The sequence below is a fragment of the Streptomyces sp. NBC_01013 genome, assembly GCF_045162765.1.
GTDB lineage: Bacteria > Actinomycetota > Actinomycetes > Streptomycetales > Streptomycetaceae > Streptomyces.
Window position 1 is genome coordinate 522224 of sequence record NZ_CP108687.1, and the last position, 26724, is coordinate 548947.

Annotated in this window: 20 protein-coding genes and 1 pseudogene; 12 read left to right on the forward strand and 9 right to left on the reverse strand. The window is 70.2% G+C overall.

All coding sequences use genetic code 11. The annotated features are described in order from the left end of the window. Positions 1-114: 114 nt before the first annotated feature. Positions 115-2181 (reverse strand): SpoIIE family protein phosphatase, encoded by a 2067-nt coding sequence (locus OG538_RS02275; protein ID WP_406089596.1) that lies wholly within the window; start codon positions 2179-2181, stop codon positions 115-117. 285 nt (positions 2182-2466) lie between these two features. Here OG538_RS02275 and OG538_RS02280 point away from each other — a divergent pair, with 285 nt between their 5' ends. Then, positions 2467-3834, forward strand: coding sequence for an FAD-dependent oxidoreductase (locus OG538_RS02280; protein ID WP_406089598.1), 1368 nt, complete (start codon positions 2467-2469; stop codon positions 3832-3834). Positions 3835-3903: 69 nt separating this feature from the next. Here the strand turns inward: OG538_RS02280 and OG538_RS02285 are convergent, their stop codons facing one another. Together OG538_RS02285 and OG538_RS02290 are read right to left on the reverse strand one after the other, a co-directional pair. Continuing rightward, on the reverse strand, positions 3904-4956 hold the full coding sequence (locus OG538_RS02285; RefSeq protein ID WP_406089600.1) for a chitinase: 1053 nt from the start codon (positions 4954-4956) through the stop codon (positions 3904-3906). 132 nt (positions 4957-5088) lie between these two features. Then, positions 5089-5685 carry a hypothetical protein gene (locus OG538_RS02290; protein ID WP_406089602.1) on the reverse strand — a complete coding sequence of 199 codons (597 nt, stop codon included), beginning with the start codon at positions 5683-5685 and terminating at the stop codon, positions 5089-5091. Between the two features lie 132 nt (positions 5686-5817). On the opposite strand from OG538_RS02290, the pseudogene OG538_RS02295 reads away from it, so the two are divergent. After that, positions 5818-6618, forward strand: a pseudogene (locus OG538_RS02295) (carotenoid oxygenase family protein); the annotation flags it as partial. Positions 6619-6759: 141 nt separating this feature from the next. Here OG538_RS02295 and OG538_RS02300 read toward each other — a convergent pair. Then, complete coding sequence (locus OG538_RS02300; RefSeq protein ID WP_406089604.1) at positions 6760-7944, reverse strand: DUF6777 domain-containing protein; 1185 nt, start codon at positions 7942-7944, stop codon at positions 6760-6762. Positions 7945-8145: 201 nt separating this feature from the next. Here OG538_RS02300 and OG538_RS02305 point away from each other — a divergent pair, with 201 nt between their 5' ends. From OG538_RS02305 to OG538_RS02315, 3 genes are read left to right on the forward strand one after another with little or no spacing between them, the layout of a single operon-like run. Beyond that, positions 8146-9000 (forward strand): YndJ family protein, encoded by an 855-nt coding sequence (locus OG538_RS02305; protein WP_406099954.1) that lies wholly within the window; start codon positions 8146-8148, stop codon positions 8998-9000. Continuing rightward, complete coding sequence (locus OG538_RS02310) at positions 8997-9521, forward strand: DUF1990 family protein (protein WP_406089606.1); 525 nt, start codon at positions 8997-8999, stop codon at positions 9519-9521. Before OG538_RS02305 ends, OG538_RS02310 begins: the two co-directional genes overlap by 4 nt. Before the next feature lie 34 nt (positions 9522-9555). Further along, on the forward strand, positions 9556-11001 hold the full coding sequence (locus OG538_RS02315) for a lipase maturation factor family protein (protein ID WP_406089607.1): 1446 nt from the start codon (positions 9556-9558) through the stop codon (positions 10999-11001). Between the two features lie 221 nt (positions 11002-11222). Here the strand turns inward: OG538_RS02315 and OG538_RS02320 are convergent, their stop codons facing one another. Both OG538_RS02320 and OG538_RS02325 read right to left on the reverse strand, forming a co-directional pair. Beyond that, the gene (locus OG538_RS02320) at positions 11223-11399 is read right to left on the reverse strand and encodes a hypothetical protein (RefSeq protein ID WP_406089609.1); all 177 of its coding nucleotides are present in this window, start codon (positions 11397-11399) and stop codon (positions 11223-11225) included. A gap of 340 nt (positions 11400-11739) precedes the next feature. Further along, the gene (locus OG538_RS02325) at positions 11740-13224 is read right to left on the reverse strand and encodes an SDR family NAD(P)-dependent oxidoreductase (RefSeq protein WP_406089611.1); all 1485 of its coding nucleotides are present in this window, start codon (positions 13222-13224) and stop codon (positions 11740-11742) included. Positions 13225-14119: 895 nt separating this feature from the next. Between OG538_RS02325 and OG538_RS02330 the strand changes: the two genes are divergently transcribed. From OG538_RS02330 to OG538_RS02350, 5 genes are all read left to right on the forward strand, one after another. Then, the gene (locus OG538_RS02330; protein WP_406089613.1) at positions 14120-15022 is read left to right on the forward strand and encodes an RNA polymerase sigma factor SigF; all 903 of its coding nucleotides are present in this window, start codon (positions 14120-14122) and stop codon (positions 15020-15022) included. A gap of 249 nt (positions 15023-15271) precedes the next feature. Next, positions 15272-16531, forward strand: a complete 1260-nt coding sequence (locus OG538_RS02335; protein ID WP_406099955.1) for a PP2C family protein-serine/threonine phosphatase — start codon at positions 15272-15274, stop codon at positions 16529-16531. After that, the gene (locus tag OG538_RS02340; RefSeq protein ID WP_406089615.1) at positions 16521-18167 is read left to right on the forward strand and encodes a CHASE3 domain-containing protein; all 1647 of its coding nucleotides are present in this window, start codon (positions 16521-16523) and stop codon (positions 18165-18167) included. The genes OG538_RS02335 and OG538_RS02340 overlap by 11 nt, the downstream gene beginning before the upstream one ends. Continuing rightward, positions 18164-18607 (forward strand): response regulator, encoded by a 444-nt coding sequence (locus OG538_RS02345; protein WP_406089617.1) that lies wholly within the window; start codon positions 18164-18166, stop codon positions 18605-18607. Before OG538_RS02340 ends, OG538_RS02345 begins: the two co-directional genes overlap by 4 nt. A 100-nt stretch (positions 18608-18707) precedes the next feature. Then, positions 18708-19163: an ATP-binding protein gene (locus OG538_RS02350; RefSeq protein WP_406089619.1), complete on the forward strand. Its 456-nt coding sequence runs from the start codon at positions 18708-18710 to the stop codon at positions 19161-19163. Positions 19164-19189: 26 nt separating this feature from the next. On the opposite strand, the gene OG538_RS02355 is transcribed toward OG538_RS02350, so the two are convergent. Further along, entirely contained in the window at positions 19190-20365 is a 1176-nt protein-coding gene (locus OG538_RS02355) for a PP2C family protein-serine/threonine phosphatase (RefSeq protein ID WP_406089621.1), read from the reverse strand. A gap of 80 nt (positions 20366-20445) precedes the next feature. Here OG538_RS02355 and OG538_RS02360 point away from each other — a divergent pair, with 80 nt between their 5' ends. Both OG538_RS02360 and OG538_RS02365 read left to right on the forward strand, forming a co-directional pair. After that, complete coding sequence (locus tag OG538_RS02360; RefSeq protein ID WP_406089623.1) at positions 20446-20958, forward strand: MarR family winged helix-turn-helix transcriptional regulator; 513 nt, start codon at positions 20446-20448, stop codon at positions 20956-20958. Positions 20959-21174: 216 nt separating this feature from the next. Next, entirely contained in the window at positions 21175-21537 is a 363-nt protein-coding gene (locus tag OG538_RS02365; RefSeq protein ID WP_406099956.1) for an STAS domain-containing protein, read from the forward strand. 77 nt (positions 21538-21614) lie between these two features. Here the strand turns inward: OG538_RS02365 and OG538_RS02370 are convergent, their stop codons facing one another. Both OG538_RS02370 and OG538_RS02375 read right to left on the reverse strand, forming a co-directional pair. Continuing rightward, the gene (locus OG538_RS02370; protein WP_406089625.1) at positions 21615-23966 is read right to left on the reverse strand and encodes a GH92 family glycosyl hydrolase; all 2352 of its coding nucleotides are present in this window, start codon (positions 23964-23966) and stop codon (positions 21615-21617) included. 128 nt (positions 23967-24094) lie between these two features. Continuing rightward, on the reverse strand, positions 24095-26701 hold the full coding sequence (locus OG538_RS02375; protein ID WP_406089627.1) for a PA14 domain-containing protein: 2607 nt from the start codon (positions 26699-26701) through the stop codon (positions 24095-24097). Between the last annotated feature and the right edge of the window lie 23 nt (positions 26702-26724).

Here is a 26724-nt window from a genome sequence, read left to right on the forward strand (position 1 = left end):
TGACGGAGTCGCAGTCAATCCCTGGTGGTCGGTTACGGTCAAGTACAGACATGTTACGTTCTGTTACTTTCTGGTAGCGCTCAACCCCGGTGGACGGCAGCGGCCGTCACCGGATCAGCCGCGCGGCGGGATGACGAATTCGCACCAGACGCACTTGCCGGTCCCCCGGGATTCGACGCCCCAGGCATCCGCCAGCCGGTCGACGAGCATGAGTCCGCGGCCCGAGACCCCTGCCTCGCCGGCGTCCCGGCGGCGCGGCAGCGCACTGGAGCGGTCCTCGACATCGACGCGCAGGCGGCGCTCGGGCCCGGTGAGCACCCGGATGGTGACGATCGCGCCGCCATCGGTGTGCATCAGGGCGTTGGTCGTCAGCTCGTCGGCGGCCAGCTCCACCTCGTCGGCCCGCTCCTTGGCGCCCCACGCCCGCACCGCCGCACGGATCATGTGCCGCGCGGAGCTGAGGGCCTCCGGATCGTTCTGCCCCACGTGCTGCTGGAGCCGGCCGCCGGGCTGCGGAGCGTGGGCGGCCTTGCGGCGCAGCAGCAGGACCGCCACATCGTCCTCGCCGCCGCGTTCGTCGACCGATTCGCAGAGCCGGTCGGCCAGCCGCTGAAGGTCCTGGGGGCCGTTCCTGATCATGGCGGTGAGCAGCTGCACGCCCTCGTCGAGGTCGGCTCCCGGCAGCTCCACCAGACCGTCGGTGAACAGCACCATGGTCTGACCCGGGTCCAGCTCGACCGTGCTGACCGGATACTCCAGCCGTCCGAATTCCGCGGAGAGCCCCAGCGGCAGACCTCCCTCGACCAGCACCTTGCGACAGCTCCCGTCGGCGTCGCGTATCAACGGGTCGACATGCCCGGCCCGGACCACCTGCACCACACCGGTGGTCAGGTCGGCCTCGGCGTAGGTGCAGGTCGCGAAGCGGTCGGTGTCCAGTTCGTGCAGGAAGACCGACGCCCGCGCCATGACCGTCGCGGGGCTGTGCCCCTCGGCCGCGTACGCGCGCAGCACGATGCGCAGCTGCCCCATGACGGCGGCGGCGTGCGTGTCGTGGCCCTGGACGTCCCCGATGACGGTACCGACCCGGCCGCCGGGCAGCGGGATGACGTCGTACCAGTCGCCGCCGATGTCCCGGCCCAGCCTGGCCGAGCGGTAGCGCACGGCGATCTGGGCGCCGGGCACCTCGGGGACGCGGCGCGGCAGCATCGCCTGCTGGAGCCCCTCCGCCAGGTCGTGCTCCTGTTCGTACAGCATGGCGCGCTGGAGGCTCTGCGCGATGGAGCTGCCGAGGGCGACCAGCAGATTGCGTTCGTCGGCCGTGAATCCGTCCTTGTCGCTGTAGAGCAGCCCGAGCGCACCGATGGGACGGGCCTGGGCGATCAGCGGCAGGTAGGCCGCCGAGGTGATGCCCAGATGACTGATGTGGGGCCACAGGACCGGGTACGAGTCCGCGAAGTCCTCGGCGGACTCGATGAACCGGGGGCCGAGCGTGCGGACGACCTCGCTCATCGGGTACTGCTCGTCGGTCCGCGTGTACCGGGTGCCCGGCACGAAGGCACCCTCGGGCCCGTCGGCCACCAGGTGGATGCGCCCCGCCTCGATCAGCCCCATGACCAGGCTCGTCGCCCCCAGGTGGGCGAGCCCCTGGGAGTTCTTGAGCACGTCGATGACGTCCTTGACCGTACGGGCGTGGGCCAGCGCGGCCGTGGTGGCTTCCACCAGGCTGGTGCGCCGCTGCCGCTCCTCGTCCAGTTCGCGACGGGCGGTGGAGTCCGCCAGTTCCTCGCTGGCGTCCCGGACGATGCCGATGATGCGTCGCGGCCGGCCGGTGGCGTCCCGGCGGACGAAGCCCTGCGTGTGCATCCAGCGCAGGGTCCCGTCGCGGCGCAGCATGCGGAAATAGGCCCCGTAGTTGCTCCTGCCGGTCTTGAGTGCCTGCGTCACCATGGCGTCGAGCCGCATGGCCTCGTCCGGCGGCACCCGCGTCCCGAGCGTCTCCGGCCTGTTGTCGTACTCGTCGGCCGTCAGGTCGAACACGTCGAGGGCCGGCTGGTCCATGTGCATGAGGCCGCTGTCCAGGTCCCAGTCGAAACTGCCCATACGGTTCAGGGCGAGACTGAGGTCCGGGTGGGCGGGCCAATCGTCCGGGAGTGACAGGGCACCCGCTACCCGATCATCCATATGCGTAACTCTGCCATCATTTGCCCGATTCTTCGCGCGAACCGTCCACCAGCTGAACGTGGGATGGAACACATTTACGAGGCGCCGGGCGAGGCAGCCTCCCCAGCGATTGCGCGGGATTCCGAGGAGCGGCAAAGGTGCGGGGGGCCGGATATCCCCGCAGAACACCGACCCGCCCCGAATACGGGCAGGTGCAGCGACTAACGTGTGCGTGGGGGCGGAGTAAGCCAAGCCTTACCACGGCCCGCCCCGCTCCTGCTCGTTCGTCCTAAGGAACAGCTCGCCATGACACGCCCCGTCCGCGTAGCCATCGTCGGAGCCGGCCCCGCCGGAATCTACGCAGCGGACGCGCTGCTCAAATCCGACGCCGCCGCCGACCCGGGCGTCTCCATCGACCTGTTCGAGCGGATGCCCGCCCCCTTCGGCCTGATCCGCTACGGCGTGGCCCCGGACCACCCGCGGATCAAGGGCATCGTGCACGCGCTGCACCAGGTCCTGGACAAGCCCCAGATCCGGCTCTTCGGGAACGTCGACTACCCGAACGACATCGGCCTGGACGAGCTGCGGAGCTTCTACGACGCGGTGATCTTCTCCACCGGCGCCGACGCCGACCGCGCCCTCGACATACCGGGGAGCGACCTGGACGGCTCGCACGGCGCCGCCGACTTCGTCTCCTGGTACGACGGGCACCCGGATGTGGCGCGCACCTGGCCGCTGGAGGCCGAGAAGGTCGCCGTGCTGGGTGTCGGCAACGTGGCCCTGGACGTCGCCCGCATCCTCGCCAAGACCGCCGACGAACTGCTGCCGACCGAGATCCCCGCCAACGTCTACGACGGCCTGAAGGCGAACAGGGCGCTGGAGGTGCACGTCTTCGGACGGCGCGGTCCCGCCCAGGCGAAGTTCAGCCCGATGGAGCTGCGCGAGCTGGACCACTCGCCGAACATCGAGGTCATCGTCAACCCCGAGGACATCGACTACGACGCCGGCTCGATCGAGACCCGGCGCGGGAACAAGCAGGCCAACATGGTCGCCTCCACGCTGGAGAACTGGGCGATCCGCGACGTCGGCGACCGGCCGCACAAGCTCTTCCTGCACTTCTTCGAGTCCCCCGTGGAGATCCTCGGCGAGGACGGCAGCGTCGTCGGACTGCGAACCGAGCGCACCGAGCTGGACGGCACCGGAAACGTGAAGGGCACCGGCCGTTTCCACGACTGGGACGTGCAGAGCGTCTACCGGGCGGTCGGCTACTACTCGCAGGAGCTGCCCAAGCTCCCGTTCGACGTCGCGTCCGGCACGGTTCCGCACGCCGCCGGGCGGGTTCTCGCCGGCGGTGAGCCGATGGAGTCGGTGTACGTCACGGGCTGGATCAAGCGGGGCCCGATCGGCCTGATCGGGCACACCAAGGGCGACGCCAACGAAACGGTCGCCTGCCTGCTGGAGGACCACACCAGCGGCCGGCTCGCGGCCCCTGCACAGCCCGAGCCCTCGGCCGTGACCGAGTTCCTGGAGTCGCGCGGCGTCCGTTACACCACCCGCGAGGGCTGGTATCGCCTGGACGCACACGAGCGCGCCCTGGGCGAGGCGCAGGGCCGCGAGCGGGTCAAGGTCGTGGAGCGAGACGCCATGCTGGATGCCTCGGAGCCCGGCAACTGACACCACGGCGGCGGCCCCGGACCACCCCCGGTGCGGGGGTGGTCCGGGGCCGCCGCCGTTCCAGGGATGTCAGCGTCCCTGCAGCGCCCTGACGTTGTCGCCGAAGGTCCAGTTCCTGGATCCGTCCCAGTTCAGCGACCAGGTCATCAGCCCCTTGAGGCTGCCGCCGTAGTGGTTCCAGGCCTGCGCGACGAGGTTCGGCGCCATGTGTCCGCCCCCGGCACCCGGCTGGGCGGGCAGACCGGGTACCTGTTTGTCGTAGGGCACCTTGATGGTGGTGCCCTGGATGACCAGTCCCTTGTCGAGACAGTCCGTCTGCGCAGTGAAGCCCTCGACGGTGCCCGCGGAGTACGAATCGCCCGCGCAGCCGTACATGCTGCCGTTGTAGTACTGCATGTTCAGCCACCAGAGCCGGCCGTTGTCGGCGTACTTCTTCACGATCGGCAGGTACGCGCCCCAGATCGAGCCGTAGGTGATGCTGCCGCCCGTGACGTAGGCCGTCTCCGGCGCCATCGTCAGCCCGAAGTTGGAGGGCATCCGCGCGAGCACGCCGTCGATGATGCGGATCAGGTTGGCCTGCGAGGCCGACAGCTGACTGATGTTGCCGCTGCCCGTGAGACCGGTCTCGATGTCGATGTCGATGCCGTCGAAGTTGTACTTCTTGAGGATCGGCACCACGGTCTCGACGAAGCGGTCGGCGACCGCGCCGGAGCTGAGGTCGATGCCCGCGGCAGCACCGCCGATGGACATCAGGGTGGTGAGCCCGGAGGCCTTCGCCCCACACATCTCGGCCGGGGTCGGGACCTTCACGGTCGAGTCCATCCCGTCCTCCCACAGGACGGTGCCGTCCGGGCGGATCACCGGGAAGGCCGCGTTGATCACGTTGTAGCCGTGCTGCGGGATGCGGCTGTCGGTGACCGGGATCCAGCCCAGGGGCGGATGCACACCGTTGGACGCGCCGTCCCAGTTCTCCCAGTATCCCTGGAGCACCTTGCCGGACGGCTTGGACTTGACCGCGCAGGTGTCCTCCTGCGCGGAGCTCGGTGTGGCCGCGACCAGCATCTGTACGATGCACGCCGCCGCGAGACCGGCTCCCAGCAGCCGTGAGGTGCGAGCGGACATGACGAACCCCCTTGATGGCATGTACCTGACAATTCTTGGGCGGGGTCGCGCTTGCCGGGACCCCGCATGCACTCAACGTAAAGTGGTCCAGACCTTCCGTCAATAGGTCTGGACCAAAGGGCGGCGGGCCCGTCACGGGCCGGCGCGGACGCTCCGGTACCGCTCGCGCACTCGGTCCGGGTAACGCTCCGTGACGCGGACAGCCAGAACCAGCAGGACGACGGGGATGATCCAGTTGTACCAGTCCGCACCGGACGACGTGTGCACCGCGAGCAGGCCCAACAGGGCGGTCGCGGCGAAGACCCCTCCCCAGAGCAGGGTGAGCATCCGGTTCACATGCTGGAAAGCGGGCGTGCCCCACACCTCACGGGGCGTGGACTCCCGCGCGTACTGCTCGGTGAAGGGGACGAACGCCAGCGAGCCGAGCGCCACCACCGCGATCACGGCGCTGGACAACACCTGGGCGTACCGCTCCACCCAGTACAGGTCCTGGCGGTCCAGAAAGAGTGCCAGGACGCTGAGGAGAGCGAAGAAGGCGATGCCCGTGACCTCCAGCACCTTGAACGAACCGCGGCGCAGGTCGGGCAGGTTGAGCGCCACGGCGGCCACGAGACCGGCGAGTGCCGCGTATTCCCAGGTGCTGGGGGAGGCGATGACATCGAAGATGATCCACGGGGCGAACGCGAAGAACAGATTCCCGGTCCGCCGACCGGAATTGGCTTGGGCCACCGGACACCTCCGGGGCATGTTCCGCGGCACTCTGCCGCTTCCTCCATGGTGATGCCGAGACCCTCCCGGCGCATCTCCGCACCCCGGGGCCCGCGTTGCAGCGGCGCCCGCCCGGAGATTGAATGAGGGACCCGTGGCCCCACCTCCATCGACGGCCTCGACGAACCGATGATGATCCACGACATGGCACTGACCGCACGGTTCCTGGTGATCGTGCTGGCGCCGGTGTTCTTCGACATCGCCGCCGCGATGAACGGCGGATCCATGATCGACTGGCGGCCCGAGCGCGGCACCCGGGTGGCCCTGGTCTCCCGCGACGGCGGCCCGGTGCGGTGGGCGTCCGACGAGGCGTTCTGGCTGTGGCACACGGTCAACGCGTACGACACCGAGCCCGGCGGTGGTGATGTGGTGCTGGACTACGTGCAGTGGTCCCGCCTCTCCATGGGCGCGCCCGACGGTTCGGGGCAGCCCAACACCGCCGGTCTGGTCCGTGCGGTCATCGACCCCGTGGCCGGCACGATGCACCGGACCATGCTCGACGACGCCAGGATGGAACTGCCGCGCACGGGCGACCGTCTGATCGGCCGGCGCCACCACCAGCTGGCCGTGGCCGCGGACTCCGGGGACCCGCATCTGCTGCCGGGCGAGTTCGACGCGCTGCGCTGGTACGACGGTGCGGACGCGTCGGGCGCGAGCGTGGTGTGGCGGGCCGGAGATCTGTCCGTCGGCGAGCCGGTCTTCGCGCCCTCGCCGGGCAGCGCGCCCGGCGAGGGCGGCCACTGGCTGACGTACGCCACCGACCGCACCGACAACAGCAGCTGGCTGCTCGTCATCCCCGCCGACGACCCCGGCTCCGGCCCGGTCGCGCGGGTGCGGATGCCGGTCCGGGTCCCGTTGGGACTGCACGGCAACTGGCTGCCCACCGAGGAGTGAGGCGGAGAAGGACGTCTGCTTCATCGATGACGACCTGCCCCGCGGCCTCTGCCGGGACGCGCACCGCACCGGCTGAGACCGGACGCGGAACCCGTCCCCCGCACGGGAAACAGCGGACGTCCCGGCCCGTCACCAGGCCGGTCATCCGTCGACGGGCGCGTCCACGTCGTCCTGCCACGGCAGCCGGATGGAGGTCTGGGGCTCGTCGGTCATGGGCGGCACCAGGTCCTGCGGCGGTTCGTCCGGGTCGACGGGTGTGCCGGTCGGCTCGTCCGTCGGGAGCTCCGGGTAATCGTCGGTGGGGCCGTCGGACGGCGTGGGGCAGTTCGACGGCCGGGACTCCGGCGCACCGGTCGGCTGCTCCGTTGCCGCGACCGCCTCGCCGGGCGGTGTCGGAGCGCCGGGCGTCGGGCAGTCCCCCGGGGCGGGAGCGGAGCGCGAGGGTGGAGGCGCGACCGACTTCTCCGGCACCTTCGGTTCCCTCGGCTTCGCCGAAGGCGCGTCGGGCAGCGGCCCGGTGATGTCGGTGTCGGCAGCGTAGGGCGGTGGCACCTCGGGGGTGCGGTCCCGGGCGCCCTCGTCGCCGACCGGGCGCTCCATCCAGCTGTTGTGGTCCGCGTCGACGACGACCAGGGCCGTGACGGGCTCCACGGTGGGCGCGACGACGACGATCCGCGCCGGGTCGTAGCCCTCCCACTTCTCGCCCCGTCCGCTCTCCGTGCCCCTCGCGCCGACGGGCCGCCCCAGCGGGTTGCCGCAGGCGCAGCGGACCCGCGGGAGACCGTGGCCGTCCACCATCACGGCGGTGCCCGCCTGGAGGACGGCCTGGAACGTGTGGGCGGAGCCCTCGCGGAAGCCGTGGTCGGCCACCAGGGTGTCGGCGCGCAGGACCAGGGGCGTCAGGCCGCTCAGAAAGTCCGCGACCTCGTTCCGGGGCACACCCGCGGCCTGGGCGAAAGCATCCTTCCTGGCCGGATCGGCTGCGAGAAGGCGGGCCTGCTGCCCGACGTCGCACGAGGCGACGGATCGGGTTCCCCCGTAGATGCCGGGAGTCGATCCGGGAAGGGTGTGCGGGCCCCCGTCGCCGGGCACGGGCGCCCGCGGCGGGGTCGTGCGGGGTGCGGCGCCGGCCGGTTCCACCGTCGACCTGGTGAAGGGGTCGGGCCCCTGCTCGGCGGCCGGCTGGAGGAGGACTTCCTCGGCATCGGACGTTCCTTCGGTGCCGTGCCCGCCTCCCCCGGTTTCCCGGGCGCAGCCCGCCGTGACGAGGATGCCGGTGGACAGTACGGCGAGCACGGCGCGGCGCATGCGTGTCGGTGCGTGCACGAAGAGGTCTCCTGCCTGGTCACCGGTCCGGGTGCTTCCCTCATGTCTGCCGTAGTTCCCCCTCCCCCGCAAGCCGGAGCGGCATGGCGTGAGCACGGCTGCGGGAGACTCACACCCACTGCCTTGAACGCGTTCAAGAAAGCCTCTAGAGTCAGCACGGTCAAGCACTTGAACGCGTTCAAGTACGGGGAGGGTGGCGTGATGTCCGTCCTGGTGGGTCTGATCGTGATGCTCGGGATGCTGGTGATCGTGCCCGTCGGGCTGCGGCTGGCGAACGCCCCGGACCTGGACCGGATGCGGCGGCTGTGGCCGGCCTTCGCCCTGCCGGGGGCAGACGCCCTCTGGCTACCGCGCGGACCGGCCGCCACCGTCCTGGCCCTCGGTTACGCGCTCGGCGCCGCGCTCCTCGCTCTGCGCGCCCCGGCCCGCGTCGTCCGGCGCTCCGGTCCGCTGCTGTCGTGGCGGACGGCACCCGCCGAGATCGCGCTGCTCACCGCTCTGGTGACCCCCGCCGTCGCCGCCACCGCGCTGGTCGCCGAGCGCTCGGGGCGTCCGCTGTTCGGCTTCGGCCTCGGGATCCTGGCGCTGACCGTGCCGCACTTCCACTTCGCCGGATTCGCCGCCGCTCTGGTCTCGGGCCTGGTCGGCCGCGTTGCCGACAGCGCGGCAGGCCGGTTCGCGGCGCTGAGCGTGCCACTGGGCACCCTTTTCGTCCTGATCGGCTACTTCATCGGCGACTGGGCCGAACTGGCCGGAGCAGTGGTCCTGACAGCGGGCATGTGGACCGTCGCCCTCCTGACCTGGCGCACGGTCCGGCCCGCGGCACGTGACCGGACCACCCGTCTGCTGCTCGCCACGTCGGCCGCCGTGCTCGCGGCGACCATGGTGCTCGCGCTGAGCTGGGCACTGGGCGAGGCCACCGGGCTCCCGCACCCCACCCTGGCCTGGATGGCCGCCACGCACGGTGTCGGCAACGCGCTGGGCTTCGCGCTCTGCTCGGTACTCGCCTGGCAGCGTCTGAACCACCGCACCGCCCACGAAGGAAGGACAGCATGAACACCCTCACGTACCCCGAGGCGGGCGCCACCCGCCTCGGCCCGCTCCCCGACGGCTACCACCACCTCCACCACCGCACCGAGGTCGGACACGGCCGCGCCGACCTCGAGGCGGCAGGCGCCGCGATCACCGAATTCCGCATGCACCGCGTCTCCGGGGCCGAGGTCCGGGCCTCCGCGCCACGGGCCGAGCCCGGTGCGTCCGTTCGAGTGCCGTTGGGAGCGGGGCCGTTCCGGTTCTCCGCACCCTGCCGGGTCGTCTGGGCCGAGTACGGTCCGGAACGCATCGGATTCGCGTACGGAACACTTCCCCGCCACCCCGAGTGCGGCGAGGAGTGCTTCGTCGCCGAGCTCGCGGAGGACGGCACGGTCTCGTTCACCGTGATGGCGTTCAGCCGGCCCGTCCGCTGGTACACCCGCCTGGCCGGACCGCTCGTACCCGTGGTCCAGCACTGGTACGCGCGCCGCCTCGGCCGCACACTGCGCCGGATCGTCACGGAGGAACGCGCGCAAAGGAAGTGAGACGCCGGGGAGCGGCGGGCCGATACTGGAAGCGATGGACTGGTTCACCGCAGACGGGTACTGGCTCGGCCGGCTCCTTTTCCAGAAGGGCCTGGCCGTCATCTATCTGGCCGCCTTCCTCGGGGCCGCGCTCCAGTTCCGCGCACTGATCGGCGAGCGCGGCATGCTGCCCGCGCGCGAGTTCCTGCGGCGTACGGACTGGCGCACCGCACCTGGGCTGTTCCGCCTGTACTGCTCCGACCGGTTCTTCGCCGTGGTCGCCTGGTCCGGCTGCGCGCTCGCCGTCGCACTGCTCGCGGGCGCGGACCGCTTCGTTCCACTGTGGGGGGCCATGCTCCTGTGGGCGCTGCCCTGGGCGCTGTACCTGTCGATCGTGCAGGTCGGCAGCGTCTGGTACGGCTTCGGCTGGGAGTCACTGCTCCTGGAGACGGGGTTCCTCGCCGTCTTCCTCGGCAACGCGGACACGGCGCCACCGGTGCTCGTCCTGTGGCTGCTGCGCTGGGTGCTGTTCCGCGTGGAGTTCGGCGCCGGACTGATCAAGATCCGCGGAGACGCCTGCTGGCGCAAGCTGACGTGTCTGTACTTCCACCACGAGACCCAGCCGATGCCGGGTCCGCTGAGCTGGTTCTTCCACCACCTCCCCCGGCCCGTGCACCGGGCCGAGGTGGCGGCCAATCATGTGACGCAGCTTCTGGTGCCGGTGCTGCTCTTCACCCCGCAGCCAGTGGCGAGCGCGGCGGCGGGACTGATGGTCCTCACCCAGCTGTGGCTGGTGCTCTCAGGAAACTTCGCCTGGCTCAACTGGCTGACGATCGCCCTCGCCCTGTCGGCCGTGGACTGGTCCCCGCTCGCCGAGCCGCCCGCGCCGGCCGCTGTGCCTCTCTGGTACGAGGTGCTGGTCATCGCCGTCACGGCCCTGGTCCTGGTCCTCAGCTACCGCCCGGCCCGCAATCTCTTCTCGCGCCGACAGGTGATGAACCGCTCCTTCGACCCGCTGCACCTGGTGAACACGTACGGCGCGTTCGGCAGCATCAGCCGGGTCCGGATGGAAGTGGTGGTCGAGGGCACCGACGAGCAGGAGATCCACCCGGGCACGGTCTGGCGGGAGTACGGCTTCCGGGGCAAGCCGGGCGATCCGCGGCGGCTGCCGCGCCAGTTCGCCCCGTATCATCTGAGGCTCGACTGGATGATGTGGTTCGCGGCGCTCTCGCCCGCGTACGCCAGGCCCTGGTTCGGGCCGTTCGTGGAACGGCTGCTGGAGAACGACCGGGACACCCTGCGGTTGCTGGGGGACAACCCGTTCCCCGGGGAACCGCCGGCGCACGTCCGCGCCAGGGTGTACCGCTACCGGTACACGACCTGGCGCGAGCTGCGGGCCACCGGATGCTGGTGGCACCGCACCTACGTGCGGGAGTTCCTGCGACCGACGCCCGCGGGCCCGGCCACCGGCCACCCTCGCGGGTCCGCAGCGACCTACTGATCTCCTCGACGGATCCGTCGTCCTCGGAAGCCGGCTTGCCGGAGACGATGGCGACGAGCTGCTTGCCCAGGAGCCCTCAGCCGCCGCCGTGGAAGAGTCCCAGCGATGGCGACATGCACGCGACGCAAAACGCCGCCTGCTCTCACGCTGCCGCGGCCGCACGACCGAACTCCGGCCCCGCCCCTGTGCGGGGTACGGGCCGGAGCTCGGGCGGGAAGCGCTCAGTCGATGCCGGGCAGGATGTGCGGCTCCGCGAGATCGTCCTCGTAGCCGGCCAGCCGGATCGGCGCGGACCTGGCCCAGACCTCGATGTTCCGGAGCTTTTCGGGCCTTCGGGCCCGCTCTCCGTGCCGCTCGGCCGGCCGCTGCTCGCGCTTCGTCAGTTCTGGTGTCGTCACCGCGCACTCCTTTGTGTCGCATAGCCCCCGGCGTATCCGACGCTCCGGCGTCATATCCGGTGGTCGACCGCCTGTGGTGCGGGGCAGGGCAGGATCTCTATTTCGGTCGCGGTGGCGCCGGGTACGGGGCGGGACGGCGGCCCGGTTGACGGGCCTGTCCCAGGACGGTCGAGGAACCTTCGTGGATCCCTTGGTGGCGTCCGTTCCTCACAGAGTAACCAAATGAGCGCGCCCATGCTCGATGGAACGTGTGCCCTGGGTCACTTTAGGCCACCAGCCATGGCAAAGGCCCGGCCCGGGAGAGTTCCCGGACCGGGCCTGTGACCTCAGGAGGGTGCTGCTACCAGTTGGCGGGGGCGTAGTCCTTGAGGAAGCAGCCGTACATCGCCTCGCCCGCTTCGCCGCGGACGATCGGGTCGTACACCCGGGCGGCGCCGTCGACCAGGTCGAGCGGGGCGTGGAAGCCCTCCTCGGCCAGCCGCATCTTGTCGGGGTGCGGGCGCTCGTCGGTGATCCAGCCGGTGTCGACGGCGGTCATCAGGATGCCGTCCTTCTCGAACATCTCCTGGGCGCTGGTGCGGGTCAGCATGTTCAGCGCGGCCTTCGCCATGTTGGTGTGCGGATGGCCCGCACCCTTGTAACCGCGGCCGAACACGCCTTCCATCGCGGAGACATTGACCACGTAGGCATGCTTGGCGGCGGCCGCGGCCATCGCCGGGCGGAGCCTGCTGATCAAGATGAACGGCGCGGTGGAGTTGCAGAGCTGGACTTCCAGCAGCTCGATGGGTTCGACCTCGTCGACTGTCTGGATCCAGCTGTTGGTGTGATGCAGGTCCGGGACGAGTCCGCCCGCGTCGATCGCGGTGCCGGCCGCGATGCGCTCCAGCGACGCCGAACCGGTGACCAGGGCCAGCTCGGTGACGTCCTGCGCGCTCAGCCCTTCCTTGCGGGCGGCGGGCAGGGCGGCCACGCGGTCGACGGTGCCACTGCCGAAGGTGCCGATCACCTCGGCGGCCGGCAGCTCACCCGCGGGCAGCGGAGCGGATTCGGCGCCGAGCAGTTCGCTGTACGCCTGCGGTGAGCGGCGGACCGTCTGCGCGGCATTGTTGATCAGGATGTCCAGCGGCCCCTCGGCCGCCACCGAGTCGGCGAGCGCGACGACCTGGGCCGGGTCGCGGAGATCGATGCCGACGATCTTCAGACGGTGGATCCACTCGTCGCTGTCCGGCATCGCCTTGAAGCGGCGGATCGCGTCGTTCGGGAAGCGGGTGGTGATCGTGGTGTGCGCGCCGTCGCGGAGCAGCCGCAGCGCGATGTACATGCCGATCTTGGCGCGGCCACCGGTGAGCAGGGCACGGCGGCCCGTGAGGTCGGTGCGCGCGTCGCGCCGGGCGCGGTTCTCGCGGGCGCAGTCCTGGCAGAGCTGGTGGTAAAAGGCATCGACCTCGACGTACCGCGTCTTGCAGATGTAGCAGGACCTCGGCCGCTGGAGGACACCGGCGATCTCGGAGGCGGCGGAGGACGACGGCAGTACGCCCTGGGTCTCGTCGTCGATGCGCTCGGCCGAGCCGGTGGCGGTCGCCTCGGTCACGGCCTTGTCGTGCGCGGTCTTCGCCGCGCGCCGCTCCTGGCGGCGCCGCTGCTTCACGGTGCGGTAGATACCGGCGGTGGCGCGGCGCACCGCGATGGCGTCCGGATGGTCGACATCGATGGAGTCGAGCTCGTCGAGCACACTCAGGCAGACGGCCAGCCGCTGCGGGTCGATACCGGGACCGAAGTCCTCGATTCCGGGCGCGATCTCCGGGCTGTCCTCTGTCACCGTCATTGCCGTTCCTCTGTAGCTTGTGCCGCCGGATTCACTCGGCAGACCGTGGCGCCCCGCCGAACCGGGCGCACGAGGACTGACATCCACGGGACTGGCCCGGCCGCGGGCTTCTACGCAAAGCCGCCGCACTGCGGGCCGAACGCCCCCGTCAAGTTTGCCATGCTCCGGGCGCTGCTCCATTCGAGTGCGGGGCGGGGTCACCGACGGCGAGGCCGGACGGCCGGGCAGCGTCGCCTCCCTCCGCGCGTGGTCATGTCTGCGCGAACTCCACCCTGATCCCGAGAGGCCCGCCGGGTCTGCCACGGCCCGCTTCCAGGGCCGGCCGTCCAGCCGGAGCAGAAACGGCTCCCGCGACTCATCCCGGGGGCGGCAATCCGGGAGGCACGGACGGCCGGGGCGATGGGCGACACGGCCGGGATCGACCGGACCGGCCCCGACGGCGATCCCACCGCCTTCGCGGCGACCGGGTCCTCACCGGCGGCCGGGCGCGCGGTGGCGCGGGCCGCCCTCGCGGTTTGTGCGCTGCGACCCACGCCACCCCGACATGCTGTCCGCCCCTCGACCACAGCTCGTGTGCGTGGTGGCCGGGGTCGTCGTGACCCCTGTAGCGGCGGGTCTCCTCACTACGGGGTCCGGGCCGGCCCTCCGGCAGATCGTCCACATGCCCGTGGGCTGACCCGGGCCCGCTCGCGCTGCGAAGGCTGATGTCGTCGACCGACCGCCCCTCGGCGTCCGGGAAGTCCGCGCTACTCGATCAGGGGCCCATACATACACAAAACAGTCATCTCCAGGCCGGTGTCCGGGAGATGAAAAGAATTCGCATCCGCTCGGCATGACCTCCCGATTACGGGGCACACGAGGGCTGACGAACTTGTGAACAAGGAGGGGCGACACCATGGCGACCACGACGGAGCGGACAGGCGAAGCCTTCGGAAGCGTGCGCACACTCTCGGAGCAGGACAGCGCCCGCACCGGCCACGGCACTTCGGACCTGCCGTGGATCGAGGACACCGGGAAGGTGGCCCCGAAGGACGCCCGCGCACTGTCGAAGCTGTTCCTCGACCGTCTCCAGACCCTTGAGGAGGGGACGCGCGAGTACCAGTACGCGCGGAACACCCTCATCGAGATGAACCTCTCACTGGTCCGGTACGCCGCCTCGCGGTTCCGCAACCGCGGTGGTGACGACACCGAGGACATCATCCAGGTCGGCACCATCGGACTCATCAAGGCGATCGACCGCTTCGATCTCTCCCGGGAGGTGGAGTTCGCCACGTTCGCGGTCCCCTACATCGTCGGTGAGATCAAGCGCTTCTTCAGGGACACCACCTGGGCGGTGCATGTGCCGCGCCGGCTCCAGGAACTGCGGGTCGATCTCGCGAAGGCGAAGGAGCAGCTCTCCGCGGAGCTGGACCGCGACCCGACGGTCAAGGAACTCGCCGACCTGCTCGACCTGCCCGAGGAGGACGTCATCGAGGGGCTCGTCGCCGCCAACGGCTATGCGGCAGGGTCCCTGGACGCGCCGTCCGCCGAGACCGACGCCGGCAGCGACAAACGGTCGTTCGCCGACCTGATCGGCGAGAACGATCCCGGGATGGAGGCCGTCGAGAACCTCCACACGCTCGCTCCGCTGCTGGAAGAGCTCGACGACCGCGAGCGCCAGATCGTGCGCATGCGCTTCGGCCAGGAGATGACGCAGTCCCAGATCGGCGCCGAACTCGGGGTTTCGCAGATGCACGTCTCCCGGCTCATCGCGCGCATCGTCAAGCAGTTGCGCGCCGGGATGTTCGTCGAGGCGTGATCCCGGGCACATGAGAGCGTCCCGCGGCAGGGGTCCCTCTCCTCCCTGTCCGGCGCGTGGACCGGCCTCGGTCCCGCGCCACCCCTCCATTCGGAGACCGCGTATCCGCAGGAGCTGAACCACCTCAGCCCCCACATTCGCAGCATGCGTGAACGGCACCCCTGCACACCGGCGGGTGCCGTTCACATATGCTGCGAGCGACGACAGGCAGCCCGCTCGGGCGCAACGAGAGGGTGAAGCGTGGCTGAGATGCGCACAGGCTCCCCGGCCCTGCATCCGGCCGCTGCGGCGTTTCCGGTGCAGACCGTCTCCGCGCCGGCCGGCCTGCCCTCCGTATGGGACGTCAACGCCTCCATCCTCCTGGTCGAGGACGACGCGGGCGACGCCTTGCTCGTCGAGGAGATGCTCGCCGACGGCGAGCTGGACTCGGCGCTCACCTGGTGCAAGAGCCTGGCCGAGGCTCTGGCCTTCCTGCGCGGCCAACGCAAGCCCGTCTGCGTCCTGCTGGACCTGCACCTCCCCGATGTGTACGGGCTGAGTGCCGTCACCCAGATCGTGGAAACCACCCCGGACGCGGCCATCGTGGTCCTGACCGGCCTGGCGGAGGCCGAGGCCGGCCTGAACGCGGTGGCCACCGGCGCGCAGGACTACCTCGTCAAGGGGCGGATCGACCCGCAGGCCCTGTCGCGCTCGGTCCGCTACGCCCTCCAGCGCAAGCAGGTGGAGCGGGCGGCGGCCGCCCTTCGCGCCACTCAGCTGATGGCGCAGGAGAACGCACGCCTCGAACGGGGACTTCTGCCCGTACCGCTCCTGAACGACGACAGTTTCGAGGCCGTCGCCCGCTACGAGCCGGGCCGCGCCCACGGACTCCTCAGCGGCGACTTCTACGACGTGGTCCAGAGACCCGACGGCACGGTCCACGCCGTGATCGGTGACGTGTCCGGGCACGGTGCGGCCGAGGCCGCGCTCGGCGTGTGCCTCCGGGTCGCCTGGCGCACCGCGGTCCTGTGCGGTACCGACTCGCTGGAATTGCCCGCGCTGCTCGAGGAGATCCTCGTCGCCGAGCGTTCCGACCCTCATGTCTTCGCTACCGTCACCTCACTCGTCTTCCCGCCGGAACGGGACCACGTCCGGATCGTCAGGGCGGGCCACCCGGGGCTCCTGCTGCGCCACAACACCGACATCGAGTGGGTCGAGCCGGACGGCGGCATCGCTCTCGGGCTGCTGCCCGGCCACGGTCAGTGGGTCTCGACCCGGCACACCCTGGAGCCCGGCGCCGGTCTCGTACTCTTCACGGACGGCCTGTTCGAAGGGCGCACCGGACCCGACTCCCGTCTGGGTGAGGAGGGTCTGCTGGCCATGGCCCGGGACCAGGCCGGCCTGACGGCCCGGCCGTTCATCGACGCGCTGGTCGCCGGCGCCGCCGAGGGGGCGGCTCCCTACGGCGGCCTCGCCGATGACGTGGCCGTTCTGCACCTCGCCTGGAAACGGACAGCCCATGAGCAGTGACCCGCAGGACGACACCCCCCAGCACCCGGGGCGACTGGCCCGGCTCTCGGTCCAGAACTGGGTCCATCTCATCCTGGCCTGCTTCGTGCTGGTCGTGTGCGGCTGCCTGGTGGTCGGCGGACTCGTCCTGGCCTCGATATCCGACCGGACCACCGAACTGGTGGACCGCATCCAGCCGGCCCGGTCGGCCTCCTTCCAACTGCAGAACGCCCTGCTCGACCAGGAGACCGGGGTCCGCGGCTACGCCCTCACCGGCGACGCCTCCTTCCTCGAGCCGTACGCGGCCGGGAAGCGCAACGAGCAGACGCGTCTGGCACAGGTCCGCTCCGCCATGGGTGACGACGGGCCCTACGCCAACGATCTGGAACGGATCGCCACGGCCTCGGCACGGTGGCGCGGACAACATGCCGAACCGCTGATCGCCGCCGTCCGCCGTGACGGACCGGAGGCCCACTCGTCCTCCAGAACCGCCGGGAGCAAAGCCGCCTTCGACACCCTGCGGCGGCTCTACACGGCGCAGCAGTCCCGGCTGGACGCCGCCCGGGACCACGCGCGGGCCCAGCTCAATGACGCACGCACCACCCGCGACCACACGCTGATCGCCCTCGTCGCCTGTTTCGTCTTGTGCGTGATCGCCCTCAGCCTGCTGCTGCACCGGGTCGTGGGGCGCCCGCTCAACGCCCTGGCCGAGGCCTCCCGACTGGTGCGGGCCGGTGCCTTCCGCCGGCGGATCGACGTGCCCGGGCCCTCCGACGTGCGTGCGGTGGCCGCCGCCGTCGAGGACATGCGGTGCCGGCTGGTCGAGGAGCTCGACGCCGCGCAGGAACGCGAGGAGCTGCTCGCGCAGCAGACGGAGGAGCTGCGCCGCTCCAACTCCGAGCTGGAGCAGTTCGCCTACGTCGCCTCGCACGACCTCCAGGAGCCGCTGCGGAAGATCGCGTCCTTCTGCCAGCTGCTGGACAAGCGCTACGGAACCGAGCTGGACGCGCGGGGCAAGCAGTACATCGACTTCGCCGTCGACGGCTCCAAGCGGATGCAGGTGCTCATCAACGACCTGCTCACCTTCTCCCGGGTGGGCCGGGTCCACGACAGCTGGACCTCCGTCGACCTCGAACGCACTCTGGACCGGGCGCTGGGCAATCTGGCGCTGGGCATCGAGGAGTCGGGCACCACGGTGGTGCGCGCGGACCCCCTCCCCGAAGTGAACGGTGACGCGACGACACTCGGGATGATCTGGCAGAACCTGATCGGCAACGCCGTGAAGTTCCGCCGCCCCGACGAGCCGTGCGTCATCACGATCGGCTGTGTGCGGGAGGAGGACGTCTGGCACTTCACGGTGACGGACAACGGCATCGGGATCGCCCCCGAGTTCGCCGAGAAGGTCTTTGTCATCTTCCAGCGCCTGCACGCCCGTGACGAGTACGACGGCACGGGCATAGGCCTCGCACTCTGCCGCAAGATCATCGAGTTCCACGGCGGCAGGATCTGGCTGGATCCGGAACCCCGCTCGGGCGCCCGCATCCACTTCTCGCTGCCCGCCGAGGCCGAGGACACCCGGCCCGCCGAAGCCGACGATTCCCAGCCTGCCGCCGAGGATGCGGCCGGCCCCGCCGAGATCCCCGGAGGTACCGCGTGACACTCCCCGCACAGCCCATCGAGGTCCTGCTCGTCGAGGACGACCCCGGCGACGAGTTGATGACGCGCGAGGCGTTCGAGGACAACAAGATCCGCAACACGCTCCATGTGGTCCGCGACGGGCAGGAGGCGCTCGACTTCCTCTACGGCCGTGGCGAGCACGCCGACGCCCCGCGCCCCGATCTGATCCTGCTCGACCTGAACCTGCCCAGGTACGACGGGCGCCAGGTGCTGGAGCAGATCAAGCAGGACCCGGAGCTCTCGCTCATCCCGGTGGTCGTGCTCACCACCTCCTCCGCCGAGGAGGACATCCTGCGCAGCTACAAACTGCACGCCAACGCCTACGTCACGAAGCCGGTCGACCTCGATCAGTTCATCGCGGCGGTCCGTCAGATCGACGAGTTCTTCGTGTCAGTGGTCCGGCTTCCCGGACGTGCTTGATTTATCCGACATCGCCCGGGAGTGGGATCTTCCGAGGCGGGTACACGTCCAGCGAGAAGAGAGGTCCACGGCCTCCCCCGCTGCGCCATGGCTGGAGCACATGAACCAACAGCCCACCTCTCGGCCTGACGACCCTCCAGTGGGTCGCCCGCCCACGGAGGCACTGCACAGCGCCGAGGTGTTCGACGGCGAGCCCGGTTGCATTTCGCGGGCGCGCGCCCTGGCCGACCGGTTCCTCGTCCGACTCGTCGCCGAGTGGATGGCCGTGGTCGGCACGCACACCCGCAACGATCTGATGCTGGCCGTGAGCGAGCTGGTCACCAACGCCGACCGCTACAGCCACGGCCCCTACCTGCTGGAGCTGGAGGGCACCGCCGAGCGCATCAGCGTGACGGTGTACGACAGCAGCAGCGCCCTCCCGGTCTTCTACTCCCCGGACCCGAGCCGGCTGGGCGGCCACGGCATGGAGATCGTCGTCGCCCTGTGCGATCGACTGACAGCCGAGCGTGTGCCGGTCGGCAAGCGCATCCGCGCGGAGTTCATGCTCAGCAGCTGAACCACCCGACGGCCTCCGGGCCCGTGTCAGGCGCCGCTTTCCTGCCTGCCGAACCAGTCGACACAGACGACCAGTGCGTCGTCGAGAGGCTCTCCGTCGCGGTAGTCCGCGAGCTCCCTCAGGACGGCGCCCGGCACCGATGCCGCGGGCAGCAGCCGCGTCGCGAGGATCGCCCTGGTCAGGCCCCTCTCCACGTAGGGCTCGCCGAGGGGTGAGACGGTGTCGTACACCCCGTCGCTGACGAGCAGCAGCCGGTCGCCGGGCATCACCCGCAGGTTCTGGACCACGTACTGCGACTCCTCGAACATGCCGAGCGGCAGCTGTGCCTCCAGCTCCACGCGTGCGACCGTCCTGCCGCGCAGCCGCCACATCTGCGGGGAGCCGGCGTCCACCGCACCGACCGCACCGGTGGCGAGGTCGAAGCGGAGCAGCAGGGTCGACACGTGTGCGCTGCCGCGGTGCTGGTCGTAGAGGGCCTGATCTGCGAGGGCGGCCTGGTCCGCGATGTCGATCCCGGCCCTTCGCGCGTTGCGCAACGCGTTCACGGCGAGGTTGGTGAGCAGCGAGGCCTGGATGCCCTCGCCCATGCCGTTGGTCACCGCGACGGTCAGCTGGTCGCTGTCCGCGGCCCAGTCGAAATTGTCCCCGTGGATGGCGTAGGCAGGCTCCAGCTGCGCGCCGATGGCGTACTCCGCCGCGGTGAACGCGCGGGCGGGGAGCAGCTGCCACTGCATCTCGGCGGCGAGGGTGAGCCGGGTGACGCGGCGGACCCTGTCGTAGTGGTCGGTGTCCCGTTCGGCGACGATGATCTCGTGGCCCAGGAGATCGGCCACCTGGGCCAGCTCGTCCATGGTCTCCGGGGTCGACCGCCCTGCCGGGAGGCGGACGCTGAGGATTCCGAGACGCTCGCCCCGTACCGTCACGGGGAAGTGGTGCTCGACCTGGCCTCCGTTCCCGGCCGGCTCCTCGTGCGGGCGCTGGCTGCCGAAGGCACGGCCCTGCGGGCTGTTGTGCATCGACAGCGGGCGTTCGTTCTCCGGCTCGGGACCGACCGGCTTGAGCACGGTCATTGCGTAGTCCGCGAGCAGCAACTGCACGGAACGGGCGTCGTACGCGGTGGCAAGGGCGGCGCGCACCGTCTCCACCAGGGCGTGCGGTGCCGCAGCGCGTACGGCTCGTTCGATTTCGGTACGGGCGTTCACGGTCTTCCGCTCATTCTTCGTCCCAGGACAAGGACGGGGCCAGGCTGACAGGAGGACGCTCCGGGTGGCAGAGTGGACGGATGCCCCACCGCGCCGGTCTCCCCCACCGCCTTGAGCGGGTGTCCGAGGACGTCCGTGCCGCATCCGAACTGCTGGAGGTGCTGTGGGGACGCGGGCAGGAGTCCGCGCCCTTGGGTACGGTCTCGCCCTCGCAGCTGCGGGCCCTGCTCGTCATCGAGAAGCTGGAGGGCAACAACCTTCGCTCGCTCGGCGAGGCGCTCGGCTCGCGTGCCCCGTCCGTGAGCAGGCTCTGCGACCGGATGGAGGCCATGGGCCTCGTCCAGCGGGACCCGAGCCCCACGAGCCGGCGCGAGGTCGAGCTCCGGCTGACCGGGCGGGGCCGCGCCCTGCTGGAGGAGTACCGGGCGATCCGTACGCGCGAACTCTCCGCCGTGCTGGAACGGATGCAGCCGGCAGACGTTGCGGCGCTCGCCGAAGGGCTGGCCGCCTTCCACTCGGCCGCGTCGCAGCGGCTCACCGGCGGCCGGGGTCCGGCCGACCGGCTGCGCGACGACATCGCGGACAGCGCCTAGCTTCATCCAGCCCCTGCTTCCGCGTTGCTGAGGCACTCCCGAGGGGGTGCGTTCGTTGATCAGTGCGGGTACAGATTGTTGCCCCATGAAGAATGTTGTCAAATGGCAACTATTACTTCTATCGTTGCCCTACCGCCGCGACCAGGGACGGGACTCGCACCGGACCATCCAGGTCACGGCGGTCTCCCCCGCCACCCAGTGCATCACGAGGTGACCGTGCTTCCATCCCCCAGCGCCGGCAGAGCAGTAAGAATCGTCCCACGGCAGGACCGGGGCGCGCTGGTGCTCGCCGTGACTGGCGACCTCGACATCGATAACGTCGCCCCGCTCGCCGCCGCGCTGGAGGGCGCGGCGGCGGACGGCGCAGCGCCCGTCGTCGTCGACCTGTCGGACGTGAGTTTCGCGGACTCGACGACGGTGAACGTGCTCCTCCAGGGCCAGACCCTGCTGGGTCCACGGCTGCGGCTCGCCGCGCCGTCCCCGTTCGTACAACGGCTCATCGGGGTGCTGGGCCTCGACTCCGTGCTTCCGGTCTTCCCGACCGTCACCGAGGCGATCGAGCCCCCGCTGCCCGCCTGACATCGCCATACGCCGCCGAGCGCCCTGCCCCTCTTCCGGAGAGAGGCAGGGCGCTCGGCGTGTCGCGGATAGCGGGATCAGCCCAGCGCGGGCGGGGCGTCCTCGGGCGAGGTGCCCCAGGCCGACGGCTCGCTGCCCACCGTGAAGGAGAGCGAACGGGCCGAGCGGATGTCGTCCGTGGTGAGGTAGGTGCGCGACTGCTGCGCACCGTCGATCCGCGCCGACTGGATGTAGCGGTCGGTGTCCGAAGCTCCGGGCGCGCTCACCGTGAGCGAGCCGCGCGGGTAGTACCGGCGGTCGAGCTTGATGTCGACGCGCTCGAAGGCCGGCGTCGACAGGCCCCAGGTGTCGGTGCCCGGCTGGACCGGGAAGACGCCGATCGACGAGAGGACCATCCAGGCGGACATGGTGCCCAGGTCGTCATTGCCGGTCATGCCGGTCGGTCCGTTGGTGAAGAGCGTCAGGGCGGCGTGGACGACATCGGTCGTCTTCCACGGCTGGCCGGTGGAGAGATAGGTGTAAGGCGCGATGAGGTCGGGCTCGTTCTGCGGGTTGTACTTGTCGGCGTTGTAGTACGCGTACGGGCCGTTGACCCACACCTCGCGAGCGGTCTTGGCCGGGTCGGCGAGGAGCTTGTCGTACGCGAAGAAGGAGTCGAGCCGCTGGTTGGCGGCGTCCTTGCCGCCGATCAGGTCGACCATGCCGGGGATGTCCTGCGGCACCATCCACTGGTACTGCCAGGACGTTCCCTCGTGGAAGCCCTCGCTCTGCGCCGGATCGGCGGGCCCGGTGAAGGCGCCGGAGGCGTCGCGGGCGCGGAAGAAGCCGGTGGAGGGGTCGAAGATCTTGCGGTAGTTCTGGGCGCGTGCCCCGTAGCGCGCGGCGTCGGCGTCGTGCCCGAGGTCGCGGGCCATCTCGGCGAGCATCCCGTCGGACAGGGCGTACTCCAGGGTGGCGGAGGCACCGTGGTCGTAGTCGGAGTCACCGGGCTTGGCGTGCGGACGGCCGCTGATGTACGGAGCGAAACCGTCCTTGAGGTACTCGACGTTGGCCTCGCGGCCGACCGGGGCGGATGCGGTGGCCGGCACCCCGTCGGCGTTCTTCTTCAGGGCGCGGTACGCCTCCTCCTCGTACCCCTTCAGCAGACCCTGCTGGTAGGCGTTGGTGAGGAAGGGGGTGACCGGATCACCGGTCATGATGTTCGTCTCGACCGTGCCGTAGCCCCACTTGGGCAGCCAGCCGCTCTCGGCGTCGATCCGCAGGACGGATATCGCCATGTCGCGGGACTCGCGCGGAGCGAGCAGCGAGAGCAGCTGGGCCTGGGTGCGGTAGGTGTCCCAGAGGGACCAGTTCTGGTAGTAGGTGAAGTCCTTCGCGCGGTGCTTCTTCTGGTCCCAGCCGGTGTAGCGGCCGTCGACGTCGCTGCCGACGTTGGGGGCGAGGAAGGACCGGTAGAGGGAGGAGTAGAAGGTGCGGCGGAGTTCGTCGCTGCCGCCCTGGGCCTTCACGCCTTCGAGGCGGTCCTCCCAGCTGCGCTGGGCGGCGCCCTCGACCCGGTCGAAGCTGCGGCCGCCTTCGGCGCGGAGATTGAGCGCGGCGCCCTTGGCGTCGACGTAGCTCAGGGCCGTGGTGGCCTCGACGGTGCGGTCCTTGGTGGTGTCGAAGCGGAGCCAGGCGCCGTTGCGGGCGTCGGTGGCCGAGGACTTCTTGGAGCCCTCGGTGACGGTGTCGCCGTTCCAGGTTCCGGACGTGGTGAAGGGCCGGTCGAAGTGGGTGACCGTGTAGACGGTGTACGCCTTGGTGTCCTGGCAGAAGCCGCTGCCCTTGATCGCGGTCCGCACGGTGCGGTTGTCCAGGATCTCGACGTCGGAGGAGAGCGTCCGGTGCAGTGACTGGCCCGCGTTGAGCAGGACGTTGGCCTTGTCGGTGGCCGGGAAGGTGTAGCGCTGCACGCCGGTGCGCTGCGTCGCGGTCAGCTCCGCGTCGATGCCGGTCTTGAGCCCGACCCGGTAGTAGCCGGGGCTCGCCTTCTCGTCGTCGTGGCTGAACTCCGCCGCGTACTTCGCGTAGTCGGTCTCGGTGACGTCACCGGTGGTGGGCAGGGTCGGCAGGTCGCCGCCCAGGCCGCAGCCGACACCGGAGAGATGGACCGAGGAGAAGCCGCGGATGTGGTTCTCACCGTAGTCGTACCCGGTGTTGTGGCCGGTGTCCGGGGAGAGCTGCACCATGCCGAAGGGCACGGAGGCGCCGGGGTAGGTGTTGCCCTCGTTCTGGGTGCCGATGAACGGGTTGACCAGGTCGGTCAGCCGGCCGTCGGTCCGGGGCGCGGCCTGGGCCGTGGCCCCGGCGGTGAGAACACCGCCCAGGAGCGCGGCGGCGGCGAGTGCGGCCGCCGGGCCGCGCAGGCGCGGCCGTGGGATCCGGTGCATGGGGTTACTCCTTCGGACAACGTTGTCAGAGCGCGATCATTCTTGGGTCCCCGTTGATCCGAGTCAAGGGGTCGGACGGTGCCGTTCCGGTCCGCCCGCTGCGGGGCGGACCGGAACGGCACCACAGGTCAGGCCGCGGGGCAGCCCGCCACGACGTCCTTCGAGGCGTCGCGGATCAACGCCTGCTGGGCGTCGTGGACCCGCTTCACATCGGGTTTGACGACCCTGCGGTCGTAGGTGAGCAGACCGTTCAGCTCACCCTCCACGTCGGAGATCTGCGTGTACACCGCGCCGTTGCCGCCCTTGCAGGCCAGCGCGTGCACCTCGTCGAGCTTGGTGAGGTAGTCGTCGGTGTAGGTGGCAGGGTCGACCGCGATGTACGACTGCTGCACCGCCCAGGCGTGGCCCGGCACCGCGAGTCCGAGTCCGCCGTACTCGCCGCTCATCAGCGCCCGTCGGCCATCCGGTGCCGGCAGGGCCGGACTCGGGTAGCCGTGTTCGTCGATGATGTCCCCGGTGCCGCCGTCGGCACCCAGGTTGATCCCGGACATGCTGTTGACCAGGCGCGTCGGGTCCCAGGCCTTGGCCTGGTCGGCGATCCGGGCCTCGTCGTACTGGCCCCAGCCCTCGTTGAAGGTCACCCACATGACGACGGAGGGGTGGCCGGCGTGTTCGTCGATCATCTCCTTCATCTCGTGCTCGTACTCGGCGCGCGCGGCGGCGGACGGGTTGACGGTGTTCATCGCCGGCATGTCCTGCCACACCATCAGGCCCAGCTTGTCCGCCCAGTAGAACCAGCGGTCGGGCTCGACCTTGATGTGCTTGCGGACGGAGTTGAAGCCCATCGCCTTGTGCATCCTGAGGTCGTACGCGAGCGCCTCGTCGGTGGGCGCGGTGTGCAGCCCGTCGGGCCAGAAGCCCTGGTCGAGGGTGGCCATCATGAAGACGGGCTTGCCGTTGAGCATGGTGCGCGGGGTGCCGTCCACCTTCTCGACGGCGATGGACCGCATGCCGAAGTAGCTGCCGACCCGGTCGGCTCCGACCGTGACCTGGAGCCGGTAGAGATGCGGGTCGTCCGCGGACCACAGGTGCGGATGCGGCACGGACAGCTTCAGGGCCGATCCGGTCCGGCCGGTGACCGTCCCCACCTCGCGCTTGCCGTCGTACGCCGTCGCCGTGACCGGCACCCCGTCACGCACACCGCGCACCTCGACGGCGACGCTCTCGCTCGCGACGTCCGGGGTGAGTTTCAGCGAGTCCGCGTGGTCGGCCGCGACCGGCTCCATCCAGACGGTCTGCCAGATGCCGGAGGACGGGGTGTACCAGATGCCGCTCGGGTCCAGGCGCTGCTTGCCCATCGGCGGGTTCTCGCCGTCCTCGGCGTCCGTCGGGTCGTAGACGCCGACGATCAGCTCCTGGGTGCGGCCGGGCTTCAGCGCGTCGGTGACGTCGGCGCTGAACTTGTCGTAGCCACCCTTGTGTTCGGCGACCTTGTGCCCGTTGACGTACACCTCGGACTGCCAGTCCACGGCGCCGAAGTTCAGCTGGAGCCGCTTCGCCGAGCCGACCTTCCAGTTCTTCGGAACGGTGAAGGTCCGGCGGTACCACATGCGGTCCTCGTGCCGTTCGATCCCGGAGAGCTGCGATTCGACGGGGTACGGGACGAGGATCTTCTCGCCGAGCTTCCTGCCGACCGGCGGCTGCTCCCCCGCCTTGGCCGCGGCGAATTCCCAGGACCCGTTGAGGTTCTGCCAGTTGTCGCGGGTGAGCTGGGGACGCGGGTACTCGGGCAGGGCGTTCTTCGGCCCGACCTCCTCGGCCCACTTCGTGCGGAGCTGGTACGTGGAGTGGTTGGGCCCGCTGGACCAGAAGGCGCCGACCGCCTTGCCGTCCTCGCCGGCCAGAGCGCCGTCCCCGTCGTAGCGGATGTCGGCCAGGCCCGTGGCGTCACCGGCCTTGTTCCCGACGACCGGCTCCTTGAGGGCGACGGTCACGCTGCGCGGGTCGGCCGGGTCCGCAGTGACCGCCCCCAACGGCCACTGCGCGCCACCGATCACGGCGTCCAGGTGGTTCACCAGACCGGCCGGGAGAGCACCGAGCTTCTGTGCGAAGTCGAGCTTGAGGGTGCGGCCGTCGGCGAGCACCGTGGCGCCGATGGCGCCGTCGTACGCGAAGTCGTCCGGCAGCCGGAAGGCCGACTGCGGTACGGGCACCTTGGTGCCGCCCGGTTCGGTCCATTTGAGGTGGAGGTTTGATCCTCCCTGGTGCTCGAAGAACTCCACCTTGAAGTCGTAGGCGGTCCCGGCGGTCAACTCGACCGGCTGGGAGGTCTGTTCCCTCTCCCAGTCGTCGACCCAGTGGTCGATGACCGGCTTCCCGTCGATCCAGAGGCGGAAGCCGTTGTCCCCGATCATGGAAAACGTGTGGGCGCCGGACTTCTCCGGCACGATCTTCCCGGTCCACCGGATGCTGGCGTCGTCGGCCTGTCCGGTGGCCGAGGTCAGCCGCGACTCCAGAGTCGGGAAGTCGATGGACGGGTCGAAGCCGGTGGCCTTGAGCGTCCCGAAGTCGAAGGCCCCGGGGGCTGTCTGGGTGTAGTACTCCCCCTTCAGCCCCTGTACCTCGGCGGAGTCCCCGGAATCCTGACCGGCCGCCGAGGCGGCGGGTACGGCGGACAGACCGGCGGCCCCCACGGCGGCTGCCAGGAACAGAATCAGTCTCTTGTCGATGCGCACGGATCCTCCTTGGTGAGGAAGGG

What these genes read in the sequence shown, in the direction of transcription:
- OG538_RS02275 (WP_406089596.1), bottom strand. Translation starts at nt 2,181, where the DNA reads ATGGATGATCGGGTAGCGGGTGCCCTGTCACTCCCGGACGATTGGCCC.
- OG538_RS02340 (WP_406089615.1), top strand. Translation starts at nt 16,521, where the DNA reads ATGAGCAGTGACCCGCAGGACGACACCCCCCAGCACCCGGGGCGACTG.
- OG538_RS02360 (WP_406089623.1), top strand. Translation starts at nt 20,446, where the DNA reads ATGCCCCACCGCGCCGGTCTCCCCCACCGCCTTGAGCGGGTGTCCGAG.
- OG538_RS02310 (WP_406089606.1), top strand. Translation starts at nt 8,997, where the DNA reads ATGAACACCCTCACGTACCCCGAGGCGGGCGCCACCCGCCTCGGCCCG.
- OG538_RS02305 (WP_406099954.1), top strand. Translation starts at nt 8,146, where the DNA reads ATGTCCGTCCTGGTGGGTCTGATCGTGATGCTCGGGATGCTGGTGATC.
- OG538_RS02330 (WP_406089613.1), top strand. Translation starts at nt 14,120, where the DNA reads ATGGCGACCACGACGGAGCGGACAGGCGAAGCCTTCGGAAGCGTGCGC.
- OG538_RS02280 (WP_406089598.1), top strand. Translation starts at nt 2,467, where the DNA reads ATGACACGCCCCGTCCGCGTAGCCATCGTCGGAGCCGGCCCCGCCGGA.
- OG538_RS02370 (WP_406089625.1), bottom strand. Translation starts at nt 23,966, where the DNA reads ATGCACCGGATCCCACGGCCGCGCCTGCGCGGCCCGGCGGCCGCACTC.
- OG538_RS02350 (WP_406089619.1), top strand. Translation starts at nt 18,708, where the DNA reads ATGAACCAACAGCCCACCTCTCGGCCTGACGACCCTCCAGTGGGTCGC.
- OG538_RS02325 (WP_406089611.1), bottom strand. Translation starts at nt 13,224, where the DNA reads ATGACGGTGACAGAGGACAGCCCGGAGATCGCGCCCGGAATCGAGGAC.
- OG538_RS02335 (WP_406099955.1), top strand. Translation starts at nt 15,272, where the DNA reads ATGCGCACAGGCTCCCCGGCCCTGCATCCGGCCGCTGCGGCGTTTCCG.
- OG538_RS02285 (WP_406089600.1), bottom strand. Translation starts at nt 4,956, where the DNA reads ATGTCCGCTCGCACCTCACGGCTGCTGGGAGCCGGTCTCGCGGCGGCG.
- OG538_RS02315 (WP_406089607.1), top strand. Translation starts at nt 9,556, where the DNA reads ATGGACTGGTTCACCGCAGACGGGTACTGGCTCGGCCGGCTCCTTTTC.